This is a genomic window from Burkholderia sp. LK4 (assembly GCF_001043615.1).
Taxonomy (GTDB): domain Bacteria; phylum Pseudomonadota; class Gammaproteobacteria; order Burkholderiales; family Burkholderiaceae; genus Burkholderia; species Burkholderia cepacia.
Genome location: NZ_LDUL01000027.1, coordinates 156,583 through 172,311, shown reverse-complemented (window position 1 = coordinate 172,311; position 15,729 = coordinate 156,583). Strand labels below are relative to the sequence as shown.

Annotated in this window: 17 protein-coding genes; 12 read left to right on the top strand and 5 right to left on the bottom strand. The window is 68.9% G+C overall.

Annotated elements, in window-relative coordinates; all coding sequences use genetic code 11:
- Window position 1 precedes the first annotated feature (1 nt).
- The 4 genes from VK92_RS14590 (at window position 2) to VK92_RS14575 (ending at window position 4,791) form a co-directional block, all read left to right on the top strand.
- Window positions 2–988 carry a hydroxymethylglutaryl-CoA lyase gene (locus VK92_RS14590; RefSeq protein ID WP_048023533.1) on the top strand — a complete coding sequence of 329 codons (987 nt, stop codon included), beginning with the start codon at window positions 2–4 and terminating at the stop codon, window positions 986–988.
- Entirely contained in the window at window positions 985–2,265 is a 1,281-nt protein-coding gene (locus VK92_RS14585) for a CaiB/BaiF CoA transferase family protein (protein WP_048023531.1), read from the top strand. The genes VK92_RS14590 and VK92_RS14585 overlap by 4 nt, the downstream gene beginning before the upstream one ends.
- An 83-nt stretch (window positions 2,266–2,348) precedes the next feature.
- Window positions 2,349–3,656 (top strand): MFS transporter, encoded by a 1,308-nt coding sequence (locus VK92_RS14580; protein ID WP_048023529.1) that lies wholly within the window; start codon window positions 2,349–2,351, stop codon window positions 3,654–3,656.
- A 1-nt stretch (window position 3,657) separates the two neighbouring features.
- The gene (locus VK92_RS14575; protein ID WP_048023528.1) at window positions 3,658–4,791 is read left to right on the top strand and encodes an amidohydrolase family protein; all 1,134 of its coding nucleotides are present in this window, start codon (window positions 3,658–3,660) and stop codon (window positions 4,789–4,791) included.
- 31 nt (window positions 4,792–4,822) lie between these two features.
- On the opposite strand, the gene VK92_RS14570 is transcribed toward VK92_RS14575, so the two are convergent.
- The 3 genes from VK92_RS14570 to VK92_RS14560 all read right to left on the bottom strand — a co-directional run bounded on the left by VK92_RS14570 (window position 4,823) and on the right by VK92_RS14560 (window position 6,242).
- Window positions 4,823–5,299, bottom strand: a complete 477-nt coding sequence (locus VK92_RS14570; protein ID WP_048023590.1) for an SRPBCC family protein — start codon at window positions 5,297–5,299, stop codon at window positions 4,823–4,825.
- 120 nt (window positions 5,300–5,419) lie between these two features.
- Window positions 5,420–5,905: an SRPBCC family protein gene (locus tag VK92_RS14565; RefSeq protein WP_048023526.1), complete on the bottom strand. Its 486-nt coding sequence runs from the start codon at window positions 5,903–5,905 to the stop codon at window positions 5,420–5,422.
- Window positions 5,877–6,242 carry an ArsR/SmtB family transcription factor gene (locus VK92_RS14560; protein WP_048023525.1) on the bottom strand — a complete coding sequence of 122 codons (366 nt, stop codon included), beginning with the start codon at window positions 6,240–6,242 and terminating at the stop codon, window positions 5,877–5,879. The genes VK92_RS14565 and VK92_RS14560 overlap by 29 nt, the downstream gene beginning before the upstream one ends.
- 204 nt (window positions 6,243–6,446) lie before the next feature.
- Here VK92_RS14560 and VK92_RS14555 point away from each other — a divergent pair, with 204 nt between their 5' ends.
- Both VK92_RS14555 and VK92_RS14550 read left to right on the top strand, forming a co-directional pair.
- The gene (locus VK92_RS14555) at window positions 6,447–6,977 is read left to right on the top strand and encodes a GNAT family N-acetyltransferase (RefSeq protein WP_042975362.1); all 531 of its coding nucleotides are present in this window, start codon (window positions 6,447–6,449) and stop codon (window positions 6,975–6,977) included.
- A 170-nt stretch (window positions 6,978–7,147) separates the two neighbouring features.
- On the top strand, window positions 7,148–7,726 hold the full coding sequence (locus VK92_RS14550) for a membrane protein (RefSeq protein ID WP_048023523.1): 579 nt from the start codon (window positions 7,148–7,150) through the stop codon (window positions 7,724–7,726).
- A gap of 48 nt (window positions 7,727–7,774) precedes the next feature.
- Here the strand turns inward: VK92_RS14550 and VK92_RS14545 are convergent, their stop codons facing one another.
- Window positions 7,775–8,359, bottom strand: a complete 585-nt coding sequence (locus VK92_RS14545; protein ID WP_021159936.1) for a TetR/AcrR family transcriptional regulator — start codon at window positions 8,357–8,359, stop codon at window positions 7,775–7,777.
- Between the two features lie 346 nt (window positions 8,360–8,705).
- On the opposite strand from VK92_RS14545, the gene VK92_RS14540 reads away from it, so the two are divergent.
- Entirely contained in the window at window positions 8,706–9,410 is a 705-nt protein-coding gene (locus tag VK92_RS14540) for an SDR family oxidoreductase (protein ID WP_048023522.1), read from the top strand.
- 64 nt (window positions 9,411–9,474) lie between these two features.
- Here VK92_RS14540 and fabV read toward each other — a convergent pair whose 3' ends face one another.
- Window positions 9,475–10,677, bottom strand: coding sequence for an enoyl-ACP reductase FabV (gene fabV / locus VK92_RS14535; RefSeq protein WP_021159934.1), 1,203 nt, complete (start codon window positions 10,675–10,677; stop codon window positions 9,475–9,477).
- Window positions 10,678–10,838: 161 nt separating this feature from the next.
- Here fabV and VK92_RS14530 point away from each other — a divergent pair, with 161 nt between their 5' ends.
- From VK92_RS14530 to VK92_RS14510, 5 genes are all read left to right on the top strand, one after another.
- The gene (locus VK92_RS14530) at window positions 10,839–11,372 is read left to right on the top strand and encodes a GbsR/MarR family transcriptional regulator (protein WP_011353812.1); all 534 of its coding nucleotides are present in this window, start codon (window positions 10,839–10,841) and stop codon (window positions 11,370–11,372) included.
- Window positions 11,373–11,460: 88 nt separating this feature from the next.
- Window positions 11,461–12,780: an SDR family oxidoreductase gene (locus tag VK92_RS14525; protein ID WP_048023588.1), complete on the top strand. Its 1,320-nt coding sequence runs from the start codon at window positions 11,461–11,463 to the stop codon at window positions 12,778–12,780.
- Window positions 12,777–13,247, top strand: coding sequence for a DUF2269 family protein (locus VK92_RS14520; protein ID WP_021159932.1), 471 nt, complete (start codon window positions 12,777–12,779; stop codon window positions 13,245–13,247). The genes VK92_RS14525 and VK92_RS14520 overlap by 4 nt, the downstream gene beginning before the upstream one ends.
- Before the next feature lie 96 nt (window positions 13,248–13,343).
- Window positions 13,344–14,219: a thiol-disulfide oxidoreductase DCC family protein gene (locus tag VK92_RS14515; RefSeq protein ID WP_048023520.1), complete on the top strand. Its 876-nt coding sequence runs from the start codon at window positions 13,344–13,346 to the stop codon at window positions 14,217–14,219.
- Window positions 14,216–15,715 carry a TIGR01777 family oxidoreductase gene (locus VK92_RS14510; protein ID WP_048023518.1) on the top strand — a complete coding sequence of 500 codons (1,500 nt, stop codon included), beginning with the start codon at window positions 14,216–14,218 and terminating at the stop codon, window positions 15,713–15,715. Before VK92_RS14515 ends, VK92_RS14510 begins: the two co-directional genes overlap by 4 nt.
- Window positions 15,716–15,729: the final 14 nt, after the last annotated feature.

The following is a 15,729-nucleotide window of genomic DNA, read 5'->3' as shown; positions in this document are numbered from 1 at the left end:
AATGAGCGTTTCCGAATATCCGAAGGTGCTGGTCAGCGAGGTCGGGCCGCGCGACGGCCTGCAGAGCATCCGGGCCGTGATGCCGACGGCCGGCAAGCTGCGCTGGATCACGGCGCTGGCCGCGGCCGGCTTGCGCGAGATCGAGGTCGGGTCGTTCGTGCCGGCGAGGCTGTTGCCGCAGATGGCCGACGTGCGTGAGGTCGTCGCGCATGCGCTGGCGATTCCCGGGCTGCATGTCGCCGCGCTCGCGCCGAACCTGCGCGGCGCCGAGGGCGCATTCGAAGCAGGCGTGCACAAGCTGACGCTGCCGGTATCGGTGACGGAGGCGCATTCGCTGGCGAATATCCTCAAGACGCCCGCGCAGATGATCGACGAGGTGCGCGCGATCGTCGCGCTGCGCGATGCGCGGTTCCCGTCGGTGCAGATCGAGGCGGGCGTGTCGGTCGCGTTCGGCTGCACGATCGCGGGCGCCGTCAGCGACGACGAGACGATCGCGATGGCGGTGGCGATGGCCGAATGCGGGGTCGACGAGATCGGGCTGTCCGACACGAGCGGTTATGCGAACCCGGCGCAGGTGCGCCGGCTGTTTGCCCGGCTGCGCCGGGAAGTCGGCGACAAGGCGGGCGGCGCGCATTTCCACAATACGCGCGGGCAGGGGCTCGCCAACGTCGTCGCGGCGCTCGACGCGGGCGTGACGACGATCGATGCGAGCCAGGGCGGCCTCGGCGGTTGCCCGTATGCGCCGGGCGCGACCGGCAACATCGTCACCGAGGATCTCGTGTTCCTGCTCGAATCGATGGGATTCGACACGGGTATCGACGTCGACGCCCTGCTCGCCGCGCGCGCGATCCTGCACGCGGCGCTGCCGGCCGAGGCGTTGTACGGCCATGTGCCGGACGCCGGTTTGCCGAAGGGCTTCCGTTATGCGGACGGCCGTTCTCCCACCGCGCCGCAACCGGAAGGATGCCTGGCGGGAGTCGCGCAATGAACGGTCGCCAACCCGCTTCGATGCTGCCGTACGCCGGCGTCCGCGTGATCGAGATGACGCACATGGTGATGGGCCCGACCTGCGGGATGCTGCTCGCGGATCTCGGCGCGGAAGTCATCAAGATCGAACCGATCGCCGGCGACAGCACGCGCGCGCTGCGCGGTTCGGGCGCGGGATTCTTCGGGATGTTCAACCGCAACAAGAAGAGCCTCGCGGTCGACGTGAAGGATCCGCGCGGGCTCGAGATCGTGCTGCGGCTCGTCGCGACGGCGGACGTGTTCAGCGAGAACTTCAAGAGCGGCACGATGGACCGGCTCGGCCTCGGTTATCCGGCGCTGCACTCGCTGAATCCGCGCATCGTGTACGTGTCGCACAAGGGCTTCCTGCCGGGGCCGTACGAACATCGCACCGCGCTCGACGAGGTGGTGCAGATGATGGGCGGCCTCGCGTACATGACCGGCCCGGAGGGGCGGCCGCTGCGCGCGGGCGCGAGCGTGAACGACATCATGGGCGGCATGTTCGGCGCGATCGGCGCGATGGCCGCGCTCGCGCAGCGCGAGCGCACCGGCCGCGGCCAGCAGGTGCAGAGTTCGCTGTTCGAAAACAACGTGTTCCTCGTGGCGCAGCACATGATGCAGTTCGCGGTGACGGGGCAGGCCGCATCGCCGATGCCGAGCCGGATTTCCGCGTGGGCCGTCTACGACGTGTTCTCCGTGAAGGACGGCGAGCAGATCTTTCTCGCGGTCGTGTCGGATACGCAGTGGGCGCTGTTCTGCGATGCGTTCGGGCTGGCTGCGCTGAAGGACGATGCGCGCCTCGCGACCAACAACCTGCGCGTGCAGGCGCGCGAGTGGCTGCTGCCCGAACTGCGCGCGCGGCTCGCGCCGCATTCGGCCGCGGAGATCGGCGCGATCTTCGAGTCGATCGGCCTGCCGTATGCACCGATCACCAGGCCGCAGGACCTGTTCGACGATCCGCACCTGCTGGCGACGGGCGGCCTCGCGGACGTGACGTTGCCGGCCGATGCGAGCAGCGCCGGGCGGCCGGTCGACACGCGTACCGCGCTGCTGCCGCTCACGCTCGCGGGCGAGCGCCTGCGGCTGCGCTCGGCGCCGCCGGCGCTCGGGCAGGATACGCGCGCGCTGCTTGGCGAACTCGGCTACACGCCGGACGAGGCGCGCGCGCTGATCGAGGCCGGCGTCGTGGCCGGGCGGCACGACGCGGACGGCGCGGCGGCGGGCGGCGCGCCGTCGCCGAACGAACTGGCGAGCGCGTAGCTCGGCCGCGATCCCCTGATCGAACAAAGGCGTCCCGGCCGCGCCACGCGCGGGCGAGGATCGCCCTATCCACGGAGACAACCATGACATCCGCATTCCCGGCGCTGGCCGCCGATCGCGAGACCGATGCATCGATCGAGCAGCGGGCCGTGCGCAAGGCCGCATGGCGCTTCATCCCGCTGCTCGCGCTCGCGTATTTCTTCAATTACCTGGACCGCACGAGCGTCGGGTTCGCGGCGCTCACGATGAACCGCGATCTCGGGCTGACGGCGACGCAGTTCGGCTGGGGCGCGGGGATCATGTTCGCCGGCTACTGCGTGTTCGAGGTGCCGAGCAATCTCGCGCTGTACCGCTTCGGCGCGCGCCGCTGGCTCGCCCGCATCATGATCACGTGGGGCGTGATGGCGGCCGCGACTGCGCTCGCGACCGGGCCGACGAGTTTCTACGCGATCCGGTTGCTGCTCGGTATCGGGGAAGCCGGGTTCTTTCCGGGCGTGATCTTCTTCCTCGCCGTGTGGTTTCCGGCGAGCTACCGCACGCGGGTGCTGGCGTGGTTCACCGTGTCGACGCCGCTGTCGTCGCTGATCGGCGGGCCGCTGTCGACTTGGCTGCTGCAACTCGACGGCGCGCTCGGGCTGGCCGGCTGGAAATGGATGTTCATCGTCGAAGGGCTGCCGGCGTGCGCGCTCGGTTTTCTCGTGCTGAAGCTGCTGTCCGATTCGCCCGCGGATGCCGCGTGGCTGACGGGCGACGAGCGTGCCGCGCTGCAGCGCGCGTTCGAGCGCGAAGGCGCGGCCGCCGGCCGCAAGAAGCGCTTCGGCGTCGCGCTGCGCGACGTGCGCGTGTACGTGCTCGCGCTGATCTCGTTCGGTTTCACGATGGGTTCTTACGGGATCGGCATCTGGCTGCCGCAGATGCTCAAGGCGCACGGCATGTCGACGATGCAGACGGGCTGGCTGTCCGCGGTGCCGTACTTCTTCGCGACCGTCGCGCTGCTGTGGTGGGCGAAGCGCGTGGACCGTCGCGGCGGCCCGGTCGCGAACCTGGCGATCGGGCTGTTCATCGGCGCGGTGGCGCTCGGCGTCTCGACGCACTTCCTGACGCTCGGCCCCGCACTCGCCGGCATCACGCTGGCGCTGGTCGGCACGATCGCCGGCCGCACGATCTTCTACACGCTGCCCTCGCGCTTCCTGTCCGGCCAGGCGGCGGCCGGCGGGCTCGCGCTGATCAACTCGATCGGCGCGCTCGGCGGCTTCGCGGGCCCTTATCTCGTCGGCTACCTGAAGGACGCCTTTGGCACCTTTACCGCCGGCATGCTCGGCCTCGCGATCGTGCTCGCGGTCACGACGCTGCTGACGCTGTCGCTGTACGCGTTCGACCGGAGCGAATGACATGGACACGACGCTTTCGATCAAGCGGCGCCGGCTGCTCGGCGCGGCCGCCGCATCGCTCGCGCTGCCCGCGTTTGTCGAGACGCGCGCGGCGACCCAGGAGGGAGTTTCCCGCATGACGACGCAAAGCAACTATCTGGCGGTCCGCCCCGACTGGCTCGCGTCGGCGCTCGAACCCGTGCTCGAGCCCGACCTGCCGATCGTCGATGCGCATCATCATTTCTATGAGCGGCCGGGCTGGATCTACATGCTCGACGACTATCTGCAGGACGCGCGCTCGGGCCACAACATCCAGGCGTCCGTCTACATGCAGGCGCAGACGCGCTATCGCGATGCGGGCCCGGTCGAACTGAAGCCGGCGGGCGAGACGGCCTACGTTGCCGGCGTGACCGAGCCGCTGCAGCAGCACGGCCGCCCGGCTGTCGCGAAGGGCATCGTCGGCCATGCGGACCTGCGTCTCGGCGAGCGCGTGCGCGAGGTGCTCGAAGCACATCTCGAAGCCGGTCGCGGGCGGTTTCGCGGCGTTCGTCACCTGACGACCTGGGATGCCGATCCGACGCTCGCCAATCCGCTATCGGCGGTGCCGCGCGGCATGCTGCTCGATTCCGCGTACCGGGCGGGCGTCGCGCAGCTCGCGCCGCTCGGGCTGTCGTACGACGCGTGGCTGTTCTTTCCCCAACTCCCTGAACTGTTCGAGCTCGCGAAGGCGAATCCCGATACGCGCATCATCGTCAATCACTGCGGCGGCGTCGTACGGATCGCGAGTTATGCCGACAAGCGGCCGGAGGTGTTCGAACGCTGGTCGGCGTCGATGCGCGCGCTCGCGCGGCTGCCGAACGTGTACGTGAAGGTCGGCGGGCTCGGGATGCGCATCAACGGTTTCGATTTCGAGAAAGGCGAGCGGCCGCCGTCTTCCGTGCAGCTCGCCGACGCGTGGAAGCCGTGGATGATGACCTGCATCGACGCGTTCGGCCCCGAGCGCTGCATGTTCGAGAGCAATTTTCCGGTCGACAAGGGCTCGTATTCGTTCGTGAACGGCTGGAATGCGTTCAAGCGCCTGACGGCGCAGGCAAGCCCGGACGAGCGCGACGCGCTGTTCCGCGGCACGGTCACGCGGGCTTACCGGCTCGGCTGACGCGCGTCGCGACGACAGGCCCGGCGCTTGCTCACTTCGCCTCCACCAGCGCCGCCAGCCTCGCCAGCGCCATTTGCCAGCCGGTTTCGTTGTCGGCGGCCGGCACGCCGGGCGGCACCCCGTCGTGCACGGCGTCCACGCGCGTGCCGCCCGCTTCGTCGGACAGCGTGATCGTGATCGTCATGGCGCCGCGCAGCATCGGATCGTCGGTTTCGAACACGTCGATCTCGACGATCTGCTCGTCCGGCACGAGCGTGACGAAGCGTCCGTGATAGGTATCGGTGCGCGCGGTGGTCTTGCCGGTGCCGGCCGACGGTGCGTCATAGCTCAGCGACACGCGCAGCGCGCCGCCTTCGCGCGCGTCGTACGCATGCACGCGGCACGTCATGCCGTCGGGCACCTTCCATTGTTCGACGGCGTGCGGATCGAGCAGCGCACGGTAGACGCGCCCGCGCGGGGCGTTCAGGTGCCGGCTGACCCGGGTCGAATGCGTGTGCGTGTGCAACATGTTGCCTCCCGCGGAGCGCGCGCGACGGTGCACGCCGGCGGGCCGGCGTGTCGTCGCGCTTCCTTCAGGAATCCTAGGCGCGCGCGAGGCGGCATGCAATGATCGCGCACCCGGCCGCGCTCAGCGCAGCGCGGCCGCGAAGGCGTCGAGCTGCGTGATGCAGGTGTTCCAGCCCTCGAAGAAGCCGAGCGCTTCATGGCGCTCGCGCGTGGCGGCGTCCGGATGCATCACGCGCGCCTCGTAGCGGCTGCCCGCATCGTCGTCGGCCATCGTGACGACTGCCGTGAACCCCATCCACGGCACTTGCGGCCGCCAGCCGCCCCCGAGCATCGACGTGAACGCGATGCGCGATTCGGGCACGATTTCGAGGAAGCAGCCGGGGTTGTCGCTCGTGCCGCCGTCGGGGCCGCGCATGAACGTGTGGAAAGCGCCGCCCGGACGCAGGTCGAATGCGCGTACTTCGGTGGTCCACGGTTTCGGGCACCACCATTCCTTCAGCAGTTCGGGGTCGGTCCACGCACGCCACAACGCGTGGCGCGGCGCGTGCAACGTGCGCGTGATGACGAGATCGTGGGCTTCAGCGGGGTCGACGGGGCTGGCTGACATCGTGCTCCTCCTGGTGACGGCGTTCGACGAATTCGACGAGACGATCGGATCGTGCTTCCCATAGCGCGCGTTGCGCGGCGAGCCATGCCTCGGCCTCGGCGAGCCGGCTGCCGACCAGTGTGCAGGTGCGCGAGCGGCCGGATTTCCGGGTCTGCACGAGGCCGCTGCGCTCGAGCACGGCCACGTGCTTCATGAACGACGGCAGCGCCATGTCGAACGGCTCGGCCAATGCGGAGACGGTCCGCTCGCCCTGGCCGAGCGCGCCGACGATCGCGCAGCGCGTCGGATCGGCGAGGGCGTGGAACACGTCGCTGATGCCGGGTTGAAAGTTAGCCATGTGGCTAAGTGTAGGCAATGGGAACGGCGATGCAACGGAAATTTTCGTCGCGTAGGATGATGGGGCGGTAACACGCGCCGACCGGGCGCGGTATTGCCGCATGCCTGCTGTCGTTGCGCGAGCCGCGACGATCGGCCGGTGTTCTTTCCGATCCGGCCGCCCGCCGAACCCGTGCGGGCGGGCCACCTGACTCCCGGAGATGGCATGACCGAATCCGTTACCGTCCGCCGCATCGACGCGGGCGAAGCGATGACCTGCGTCGATGCGCTGGCCGACGTGCTGATCGATTGCGTCGAGGGCGGCGCGTCCGTCAGCTTCATGTTGCCGATCGGGCGGCCGACCGCCGTCGCGTTCTGGACCCACGTCGCCAACGGCGTCGCGAACGGCGAGCGCATCCTGCTCGTTGCCGAGGACGCGGCCGGCCGGATCGTCGGCACCGTGCAGGTCGTGACCGCGCAGCCGGAGAACCAGCCGCATCGTGCGGATATCGCGAAGATGCTCGTGTCGCGTCACGCGCGCCGGCAGGGCATCGCTGGGCGGCTGATGGCGGCGGCCGACGCGGCCGCGCGCGACGCCGGCAAGACCGTGCTCGTGCTCGATACCGTGACGGGCGGCGACGCCGAGCGGCTGTACGAGCGGGCCGGATGGCAGCGCGTCGGCGTCGTGCCGAACTATGCGTTGATGCCCGACGGCACGCCCTGCGCGACGACGTATTTCCACAAGCAACTCGCGTAACGGGGCGCGCGATGCATCCCGTCGCTCCGGCGCTTGTCTCCCCGGTCGCGGCGAGCGCAGGGCCCGGGGCGACCGCGCCCCGTCCGGGAATCTGGCAGGGCCGGAGACGTCGCCAGTCCGATATAGTCACGCAGGAAGATTTCAGCTGCACGCCCCGGAACCCCGCCTCGATGAAACGCTCCCATGTCGCTTACGCCCTCACGGGCCTGCTTGTCGCGCTGCCGATTGCCGCGTATGCGCTGGTCAAGCCGCTGCGCGTCGTCGCGCCTGTGCTGGTTCCCGGCGTGTCGTGCCCGAGCGCCGATCTCTGCACCGACGATGCCGCGAGGCTCGGCGACGCACGGCAGCTCTATCGCGACGGTTATGCGCGCGCGGCGGCAGCCGTCGGCGCGTTCCGGGAGGCGCCGCGCGTCGTGTTCTGTTCGACCCGCGCGTGCGCCGATGCATTCGGCCTCGGCCAGCGCGCGGCGCTGACGCTCGGGAATTTCGGCGTGGTTGTCGCACCGCGCGGCTGGCAGACCTACTTTCTCGCGCACGAGCTGATCCATCACCGTCAGGCGGAAGTGCTCGGCAACCTGGCCGTCGTGACCAAGCCGCGCTGGCTGATCGAAGGGATGGCGTATTCGCTCAGCGACGATCCGCGCCATCCGTTGGCGGAGCCGTTCGAAGCGTGGCGCACGCGTTTCGACGCATGGCATGCGGCGCTGGGCGGGCAGCCGCTGTGGGAGGCCGCGCGGGCGGTCGAATAGCGCGGGGCAAGGGCGCCGCGCGCGCCGTCTTGCCCCGCCGTCTGCCCGTCATGCCGGCGCGGACGGATCGTCGCGCCCGGCGGTGAGCGCGTCCCGCCCCGCCGCGAGGATTTCGTCGGCCAGCGCGGGCTCGGTGCCGGCGATCGCGCGCGACAGCACGAGCGCGCCGACCATCTGGCTGAAGACGGCGATCGCGTCGCGACGCGTCTGCGCCGGTGTCCCGCCTTCGACGGCCACCATCCGTTCCAGCCGGTCGAGATACGTGGCGAGGCCGTGCGCGTAGCACGCACGCGCCGCATCGGTCAGTCGCGGCGCATCGCCCGCGAAACCGGACAGCGGGCACCCGGCCTCGACGTTGTCGCGATGCGCGGCAGACAGATACGACGCCACCTGCGCGTCGAGACTGCCGGCGTTCGGCGAATCCGCGCGGTCCTGCATGGCCTTTTCCATCACCTCGGCCACCAGCGCGTCTTTCGACTTGAAGTGGTTGTAGAAGCCGCCCTGCGTGAAGCCGGCTTCCTTCATCAGCTCCGTGAGTCCGACCGCGTCGACGCCGCGCACGCGGAACAGCCGCTCGGCGGCCGCGACAATCGCGCTCCGGTTCTCGGCAGCCTGCTGTCTTGAAACGCCCATCGATTCCTCCCTGATTTTTGCCGATCGCGTCGATTGAAAATCACAATGGCGACCACCATTGACATGAACGGACTGCGTGAACACAATGCACGGCAAAGACAATGGTGATCGACATTGACATCGAGTGTAGCCGACTTGGCGGAGGGTGCAAAGCCGCTGCCGGAACAGCCGATGGCGATCGATCGGTGTCTTGGGCGCCGCCGGGGCACGTGTATCGGGCAACGGGCGGCTTGCCGCCTGCCGGCGGCGTACCGGTTCGGAACGCAATGGCAGCCTGGTTTTTCACCGGATCTCACGCGCGCGGCGAGCCGGCGCGCATGCGATTCATCATGCGAAAGGAAGCGTCATGAAGATCGAAGGTGCAGTGGTGTTCGTCACGGGTGCGAATCGCGGGCTCGGGCTCGAGTTCGCGAAGCAGGCGCTTGCGAGAGGGGCGCGCAAGGTCTACGCGGCGGCGCGCGATCCGGCCACCGTGACGCTGCCGGGCGTCGTGCCGGTGAAGCTCGACGTGACCGATCCGGCGGCCGTCGCTGCGGCGGCCGACGCGGCGCGCGACGTCACGCTGCTGATCAACAATGCGGGCATCGCGCGACTCGGCAGCCTGACGGACGACGGTGCGACCGACGCATTGCGCGACCATTTCGAAACCAACGTGTTCGGGATGCTGGCGATGTCGCGCGCGTTCGCGGGCATCCTCGCCGGCCATGGCGGCGGCGCGATCCTGAACATCCTGTCCGTCGCGAGCTGGGTGAACCGGCCGATCCTGTCGGGTTACGGCGTGTCGAAATCGGCCGCGTGGGCGTTGACCAACGGGCTGCGCCATTCGCTGCGCGAGCAGCGCACGCAGGTCGTCGGGCTGCATGCCGGCTTCATCGATACCGACCTGACGGCCGGCCTCGACGTGCCGAAGGCGACGCCGGCCGACGTCGTGCGCCAGGCGTACGAAGCGATCGAAGCAGGGGAAGAAGAAGTGTCGACCGACGAGTTCACGCGGCAGGTGAAGGCCACGCTGTCGTCGGGCGTCTATCTGGAAGAACCGGCGCCGCGTTGACGCCGCCGGAACCTCGAACCCGCCTCCCGCGCCGCGTGTGCGGTACGGGCGGCGGGCCGGGCCGTCAGGCCGTGGTGTCGATGATGCCGGGGATCTTCACGTCCGGGTTCACGTCCGCGTCGTAGTCGACGCCGGCGATCTCGAAGCCGAACAGGCGCAGGAACTCGGTCTTGTAGCCGGCGAAGTCGGTCAGCTCGTACAGGTTGTCGTTCGTCACGTGGTTCCACTGCGCGACGACCTTCGCCTGCACCTGCGGATCGAGCTCCTTGTAGTCCGCGCGCAGGCGGCCTTCTTCGTCGACGTGCGGCGTCGCACCGTACAGGCTGTCCTTGAACAGCCCGTACACCTGCTCGATGCAGCCTTCGTGCGTGCCGGTTTCCTTCATCGTCTTGAACAGCAGCGACAGGTACAGCGGCATCATCGGGATCGCCGAGCTTGCCTGCGTGACGACGGCCTTCAGCACCGACACGCGCGCATCGCCGCCGTGCGCGGCCAGCTTGTCGCGGATCGACAGCACCTTCTTGTCGAGATCCTTCTTCGCTTCGCCGATCGAGCCGTTCCAGTAGATGTCGTGCGTGATCTGCTCGCCGAGATACGTGAACGCGGTCGTCTTCGCGCCGTCGGCCAGCACGCCGGCTTCATCGAGCGCGTCGATCCACATCTGCCAGTCCTCGCCGCCCATCACGGCGACGGTGCCGTCGATCTCTTCCTGCGTCGCCGGTTCCAGCGTGACGTCGCGGATCACTTCCTTGTCGGTGTCGAGGCCGCGGAACGTGACCGTCTTGCCGATCGGCTTGAGCGTCGAGCTGATGGTTTCGCCCGTCTTCGGATGCGTGCGGCGCGGTGCCGCGAGGCTGTAGACGACGAGATCGACCTTGCCGAGATCCTGCTTGATGGTGTCGATCGTGACCTGCTTGACCTTGTCGGAGAATGCGTCGCCGTTGATGCTGCGCGCATAGACCCCTTTTTCGGCGGCGAATTTCTCGAACGCGGCGCTGTTGTACCAGCCCGCCGTGCCCGGCTTCGTTTCGCTGCCGGCGCGCTCGAAGAACACGCCGAGCGTGTCCGCACCCGAGCCGAAGGCGGCCGAGATCCGGGCGGCGAGGCCGTAGCCGGTCGACGCGCCGATCACGAGCACCTTTTTCGGGCCGTTGGCGATCGGGCCGTGCGAAGTCACGTAGTCGATCTGTTCCTTGACGTTGGCTTCACAGCCGACCGGATGAGTCGTCACGCAGATGAAGCCACGCACGCGCGGTTTGATGATCATGGAAACCCTCTAGTCAGAAAGGCAGAAACGGCCTGAAATCGGAAAAATCCCGCGCATTGTAATGGAAGCGGCCGATCGCGGGCGGGCGCGGCCGGAACCCGGCGGATCGTCCAGTTATTTCTCTCTTGACAGAAATAACTGAAATGCCTAAATTTCACGCCATGGAACTCACACCGATTGCCGAACGATTCATTCTCCACTGGGGCGAAATGGGCTCGCGGTGGGGCGTCAACCGCACCGTCTCGCAGATCCACGCGCTGCTGTATCTGGCCGGCCGGCCGATCGCGGCCGACGAGATCGCCGAGACGCTCAACGTCGCGCGCTCCAACGTCAGCACGAGCCTGAAGGAGCTGCAGGCGTGGCGGCTCGCGAAGGTCGTGCATGTGCTGGGCGACCGCCGCGACCACTTCGAGACGTCGACCGACATCTGGGAACTGTTCAAGCTGATCGTCGAAGGGCGGCGGCAGCGCGAGATCGAGCCGACGCTCACGGTGCTGCGCGATTGCCTGACGAATCCGGAGATCGCGAACGAGAGCCGCGAGACCGAGCAGCGCATCCGCGACACGCTGCAGTTCGTCGAGACGCTCACGACCTGGTCGGACGAGATGCTGCGGCTCAAGCCCGATACGCTGATGAAGGCGCTCGGCATCGGCGCGAAGATCAGCCAGACGGTCAGGCGCAAGCCGTCGAAGTAAGCGTGACGCGCAGTGCGGGCAGGCAGCCCGCTTTTTTTGGGATTGTTATTTCTGTCTGTACAGAAATAACTGTAAGTGGAGGATGAAAATGAACGCTGTCTTGCCGTCGACCTGCCCGCAGGGCCGCACCGGGGCGCGCCGCATGACGGTCCTCGTGTGCGGCGCGAACGGCTTCATCGGGCGGGCACTGTGCGCGCAGCTCGAAGCCGGCGGCCATCGTGTGCTGCGCGGCGTGCGGCACGCGGCCGGCCCGTGCGACGTCGCGATCGACTTCGCCGCCGACATCGATCCCGATGCGTGGCTCGCGCGGCTGAAGGGCGTCGACGTGGTGATCAATGCGGTCGGCATCCTCGCCGATCGGCGCGGCGCGACGCTCGACGCCGTGCACCGTGCAGCACCGTGCGCACTCTTTACCGCGTGCTGCCGCGCCGGCGTGCGGCGCGTGATCCAGATCTCGGCGCTCGGCGTCGAGCGCGGCGGCACGCGCTACTTCGCCAGCAAGCTTGCCGCCGACCGCTTCCTGCAGACGCTGCCGATCGACTTCCGGATCGTGCGGCCCGCGCTCGTCTACGGCACGGACGGCGCGTCCGCGCGGTTTTTCCGGATGCTCGCGAGCCTGCCCGTGCAGGTGCTGCCGGCGGGCGGTCGTCAGCGGCTGCGCCCCGTGCACATCGACGATCTCGCCGAAGTCGTCGCGCGGCTCGTCGTGCAACCGGGCGATACGTCGGCGGCCGGCCGCGCGGTGATGGACGTGGTCGGCAACGACGAAGTCGAATACCGCGAGGTGCTGGCCCGCTACCGTGCCGCGCTGGGATTTCCGCCGGCCGCCCGCGTGACGCTGCCGGGCACGCTGGCCGGCGCGGCGGCCGCGTTGCTCGGCACGCTGCCGGGCGCGATGTTCACGCGCGACACGTGGACGATGCTGCGTGGCGGGAACACCGGCGATCCGTCCGCCGTCACGACCGTGCTCGGCCGGCCGCCGCTCGGGATCGACGGCTTCATCGGCACGGAAGCCGTTGCGCTGCGTCGCGACGCGCTGGCGATGTGGCGTCGGCCGTTGCTGCGCGGCGCGCTCGCGATCGTGTGGATCTGGACGGCCATCGCCAGCGCATTCATCCATCCGCTGCCCGCGAGCCTCGCGCTGCTCGCGCCTGCGCACCTGACGGGGCTGCCCGCGCTGATCGCGTTGTACGCGGCCAGCGCGCTGGACTTCGCGTTCGGCATCGCGACCGTCGTCGCGCCTTCACGGCGCCTGTGGGCGGCGCAAGCGGCGCTGATCGTCGCGTACTCGGCCGTCATCGCGGTCACGATGCCGGCGCTGCTCGCCGAGCCGTTCGGCCCCGTGCTCAAGAACGTGCCGATTCTCGCGATCCTGTTGATCCTTTTTTCAGAAGAAGAACAAGCATGAATACCTATCTCGTCATCAAGGCGCTTCACATCCTGTCCTCCGTGCTGCTGGTCGGCACCGGCTTCGGCACCGCGTTCTACCTGTTCTTCGCGAACCGCACGCAGTCGGTGCCCGCGATCGCGGCCGTGTCGCGCCTCGTGGTGCGCGCGGACTGGTGGTTCACGACGCCGGCCGTGATCTTCCAGCCGGCATCGGGGCTCTGGCTCGCGCACACCGCCGGCTGGCCGTGGCATACGCCGTGGCTGCTCGCGTCGATCGTGCTGTATGCGATCGCCGGTGCGTGCTGGCTGCCGGTCGTGTGGCTCCAGCTCGAACTTGCATCGATGGCGAAGCTCGCCCATGCGAACGGCGACGCCGCATTGCCGGAGCGCTACTGGCGCTATGCGAAGCGCTGGGAACTGCTCGGTTACCCGGCGTTCTTCGCGATGCTGTCCGTCTACTTCCTGATGGTGCTCAAGCCGATGTAAGCACGTGGCCGCCGCTGCACGGGAGCGGCGGTACGGCGTGCGGGAAAGCAGTCGATCGATTCACGATGCACGCAAGAACAAAAAGGAATGCGAATCATGGAATCAAGTGAACTGGTGCTGTACTTCGACGGACGATGTCCGTTATGTGTCGCGCAGATACGGCGTCTCGGTGCCCGCGACGCGCAGCAGCGGCTGGCTTTCGTCGATATCGCGGGGCCGGGCTTCGACCCGGCGCCGCTGGGCGTCGGCCTGCCCGCGCTGAATCGCGAGCTTCATGCGCGTCTGCCGGACGGACGCATGCTGACCGGGGTGGACGGCATCCTCGCCGCCCATGCGCTGACCGGGCGCGGCTGGCTCGTCCGGCTGCTTCGCGTGCCGGTCGTGCGCGGCGTGCTGGCACCGCTGTATCGCCGCGTCGCGCGCAACCGGCACGCCCTTTCGCGCTGGCTCGGCTATCGCACCGAAGCGGCGTGCGACGGGCGGGCATGCGATAGCGACCGCGCCGCCGAACCCGCCGAACCCGCGGCCGAGCGTCCCGCGCGCGATGACATGCGCCGCATCGTGGTGACCTGGATGTACGGCGCGGCGCTTGCGCACCTGCTCGTCGGCATCGCCGTTCCGTGGGTGGCCGGCACGCCGTGGCTCGACGCGTATCACCGCGTCATCGAGCTGCATTTCTGGGCGGGTACGGCGCCCGGCCCGGCGCGCGCGCAGCAGGTCTGGTGGATGTCGCTGATCGGCGCGACGGTGCAATGCGCGTCGGTCTGGATGCTGGCGCTTGTCCACCTCGGCAACCGGCTGCGCCGGCGGGAGGTGTGGGGGTGGCTGCTGGCCGGCCTGTCGATCTGGGCGCCGCAGGACATGCTGTTTTCATTGCAGGCCCGAGTATCGGGCCACGTGGCGATCGACGCGGCGGCGCTCGTTGCGATGGTGCCGCCGCTTGTGTGGCTGTGGAGAAGGGATACACCATGAACACCTTGCCTGCTTACGACTGGGCGCTCAACCTGCTGATCGTGCAGGGCGCGATGGGCGCATTCGATACGCTCTATCACCACGAGCTCACGCAGGATCTGCCGCACAGCCCGCGCGCGCGGCTCGAGCTGGGGATTCACGCGGTGCGCTCCGTGCTTTACGGTCTCGTATTCGCGTCGATCGCGAACGTCGCCTTTCACGGCGCGTGGGTCGCGGCCCTCGCGGCAGTGGTGGTCGTCGAGGTGGTGCTGACGTTGTGGGATTTCGTCGTCGAGGACCAGAGCCGCAAGCTGCCGGCGACCGAGCGCGTGCTGCACACGCTGCTGGCCGTCAACGGCGGCGCGCTGTTCGGGATGATCGCGATGCAGCTGGCCGTCTGGGCGCACGAGCCGACCGCGCTTCAGGTACTCGACCTCGGCTGGCGCGGCGGGTTGCTGAGCGTGTTTGCCGTCGGCGTGACGGTATCGGGCATCCGCGACGGAATCGCGGCCTGCCGGATCGCGCAACGCGCGCCGGCCGCCAATCCGTTCGCGGGGCAGCCGCCGGGGAACGTGCTCGTCACGGGCGGCACCGGCTTCATCGGCGAAACGCTCGTGAACCATCTGCTCGATGCGGGCCATACGGTCACGTTGCTGGCGCGCGACCCGCTGCGCGCGGCCTACTCGTTTCAGGGCCGTGTGCGCAGCGTGACGTCCGCCGGACAACTGCAGCCGCACGAGCGTTTCGACACGGTCATCAACCTCGCGGGGGCGCCGGTGCTGGGCGCGCGCTGGAGCAAGCGCCGCCAGGCGGTGCTGCTCGCCAGCCGCGTCGGCGTCACGGAATCGCTGATGCGCTGGGTCGAGACCGCCGAGGTCAAGCCCTGCACGTGGATCCAGGCGTCGGCGATCGGCTACTACGGCGTGCGGCCTGCCGACGAGCGGCTCGACGAGCGCAGCAGCGCCGGCACCGGCTTCATGTCCGGGCTGTGCCGGCAGTGGGAGCTTGCCGCACAGCCGCTCGAATGCCACGGCGTGCGCACGGTGGTGCTGCGGCTGGGCGTCGTGTTCGGCCCCGGCGGCGCGTTGCGCCCGATGCTGCTGCCGCACTACTTCGGGATGGGCGGGCGATTCGGCGACGGCACGCAGGTGATGAGCTGGATACACCGGGACGACGTGCTGCGGATCATTGCACGCGTGATGTCGAACGCGGGCATGCACGGCGTCTACAACGCGGTCGCACCGGCGCCGTTGACCCAGCGCGAGTTCGTGCAGGTCGTGTCGAAGGTGTTGCGTCGCCCGGCCTGGCTGCACGTGCCGGCCGCGCCGCTGCGCGTCGCGATGGGCGAGATGGCCGAGCTGCTGCTAGACGGGCAGCGGGTGATGCCGGCGCGGCTGCATCAGGACGGATTCATGTTCCGGTTCCCGACGGCCGAGCACGCGCTGCGTGACCTGACGAACCGGCCGCATGGAGATTTCGCGCACGCGGCCTGCCGTTTGCCTCGCGGTCGTGTTTGACCGCTCTGCCCGTG

What these genes read in the sequence shown, in the direction of transcription:
- VK92_RS14590 (WP_048023533.1), top strand. Translation starts at nt 2, where the DNA reads ATGAGCGTTTCCGAATATCCGAAGGTGCTGGTCAGCGAGGTCGGGCCG.
- VK92_RS14585 (WP_048023531.1), top strand. Translation starts at nt 985, where the DNA reads ATGAACGGTCGCCAACCCGCTTCGATGCTGCCGTACGCCGGCGTCCGC.
- VK92_RS14580 (WP_048023529.1), top strand. Translation starts at nt 2,349, where the DNA reads ATGACATCCGCATTCCCGGCGCTGGCCGCCGATCGCGAGACCGATGCA.
- VK92_RS14575 (WP_048023528.1), top strand. Translation starts at nt 3,658, where the DNA reads ATGGACACGACGCTTTCGATCAAGCGGCGCCGGCTGCTCGGCGCGGCC.
- VK92_RS14570 (WP_048023590.1), bottom strand. Translation starts at nt 5,299, where the DNA reads ATGTTGCACACGCACACGCATTCGACCCGGGTCAGCCGGCACCTGAAC.
- VK92_RS14565 (WP_048023526.1), bottom strand. Translation starts at nt 5,905, where the DNA reads ATGTCAGCCAGCCCCGTCGACCCCGCTGAAGCCCACGATCTCGTCATC.
- VK92_RS14560 (WP_048023525.1), bottom strand. Translation starts at nt 6,242, where the DNA reads ATGGCTAACTTTCAACCCGGCATCAGCGACGTGTTCCACGCCCTCGCC.
- VK92_RS14555 (WP_042975362.1), top strand. Translation starts at nt 6,447, where the DNA reads ATGACCGAATCCGTTACCGTCCGCCGCATCGACGCGGGCGAAGCGATG.
- VK92_RS14550 (WP_048023523.1), top strand. Translation starts at nt 7,148, where the DNA reads ATGAAACGCTCCCATGTCGCTTACGCCCTCACGGGCCTGCTTGTCGCG.
- VK92_RS14545 (WP_021159936.1), bottom strand. Translation starts at nt 8,359, where the DNA reads ATGGGCGTTTCAAGACAGCAGGCTGCCGAGAACCGGAGCGCGATTGTC.
- VK92_RS14540 (WP_048023522.1), top strand. Translation starts at nt 8,706, where the DNA reads ATGAAGATCGAAGGTGCAGTGGTGTTCGTCACGGGTGCGAATCGCGGG.
- fabV (WP_021159934.1), bottom strand. Translation starts at nt 10,677, where the DNA reads ATGATCATCAAACCGCGCGTGCGTGGCTTCATCTGCGTGACGACTCAT.
- VK92_RS14530 (WP_011353812.1), top strand. Translation starts at nt 10,839, where the DNA reads ATGGAACTCACACCGATTGCCGAACGATTCATTCTCCACTGGGGCGAA.
- VK92_RS14525 (WP_048023588.1), top strand. Translation starts at nt 11,461, where the DNA reads ATGAACGCTGTCTTGCCGTCGACCTGCCCGCAGGGCCGCACCGGGGCG.
- VK92_RS14520 (WP_021159932.1), top strand. Translation starts at nt 12,777, where the DNA reads ATGAATACCTATCTCGTCATCAAGGCGCTTCACATCCTGTCCTCCGTG.
- VK92_RS14515 (WP_048023520.1), top strand. Translation starts at nt 13,344, where the DNA reads ATGGAATCAAGTGAACTGGTGCTGTACTTCGACGGACGATGTCCGTTA.
- VK92_RS14510 (WP_048023518.1), top strand. Translation starts at nt 14,216, where the DNA reads ATGAACACCTTGCCTGCTTACGACTGGGCGCTCAACCTGCTGATCGTG.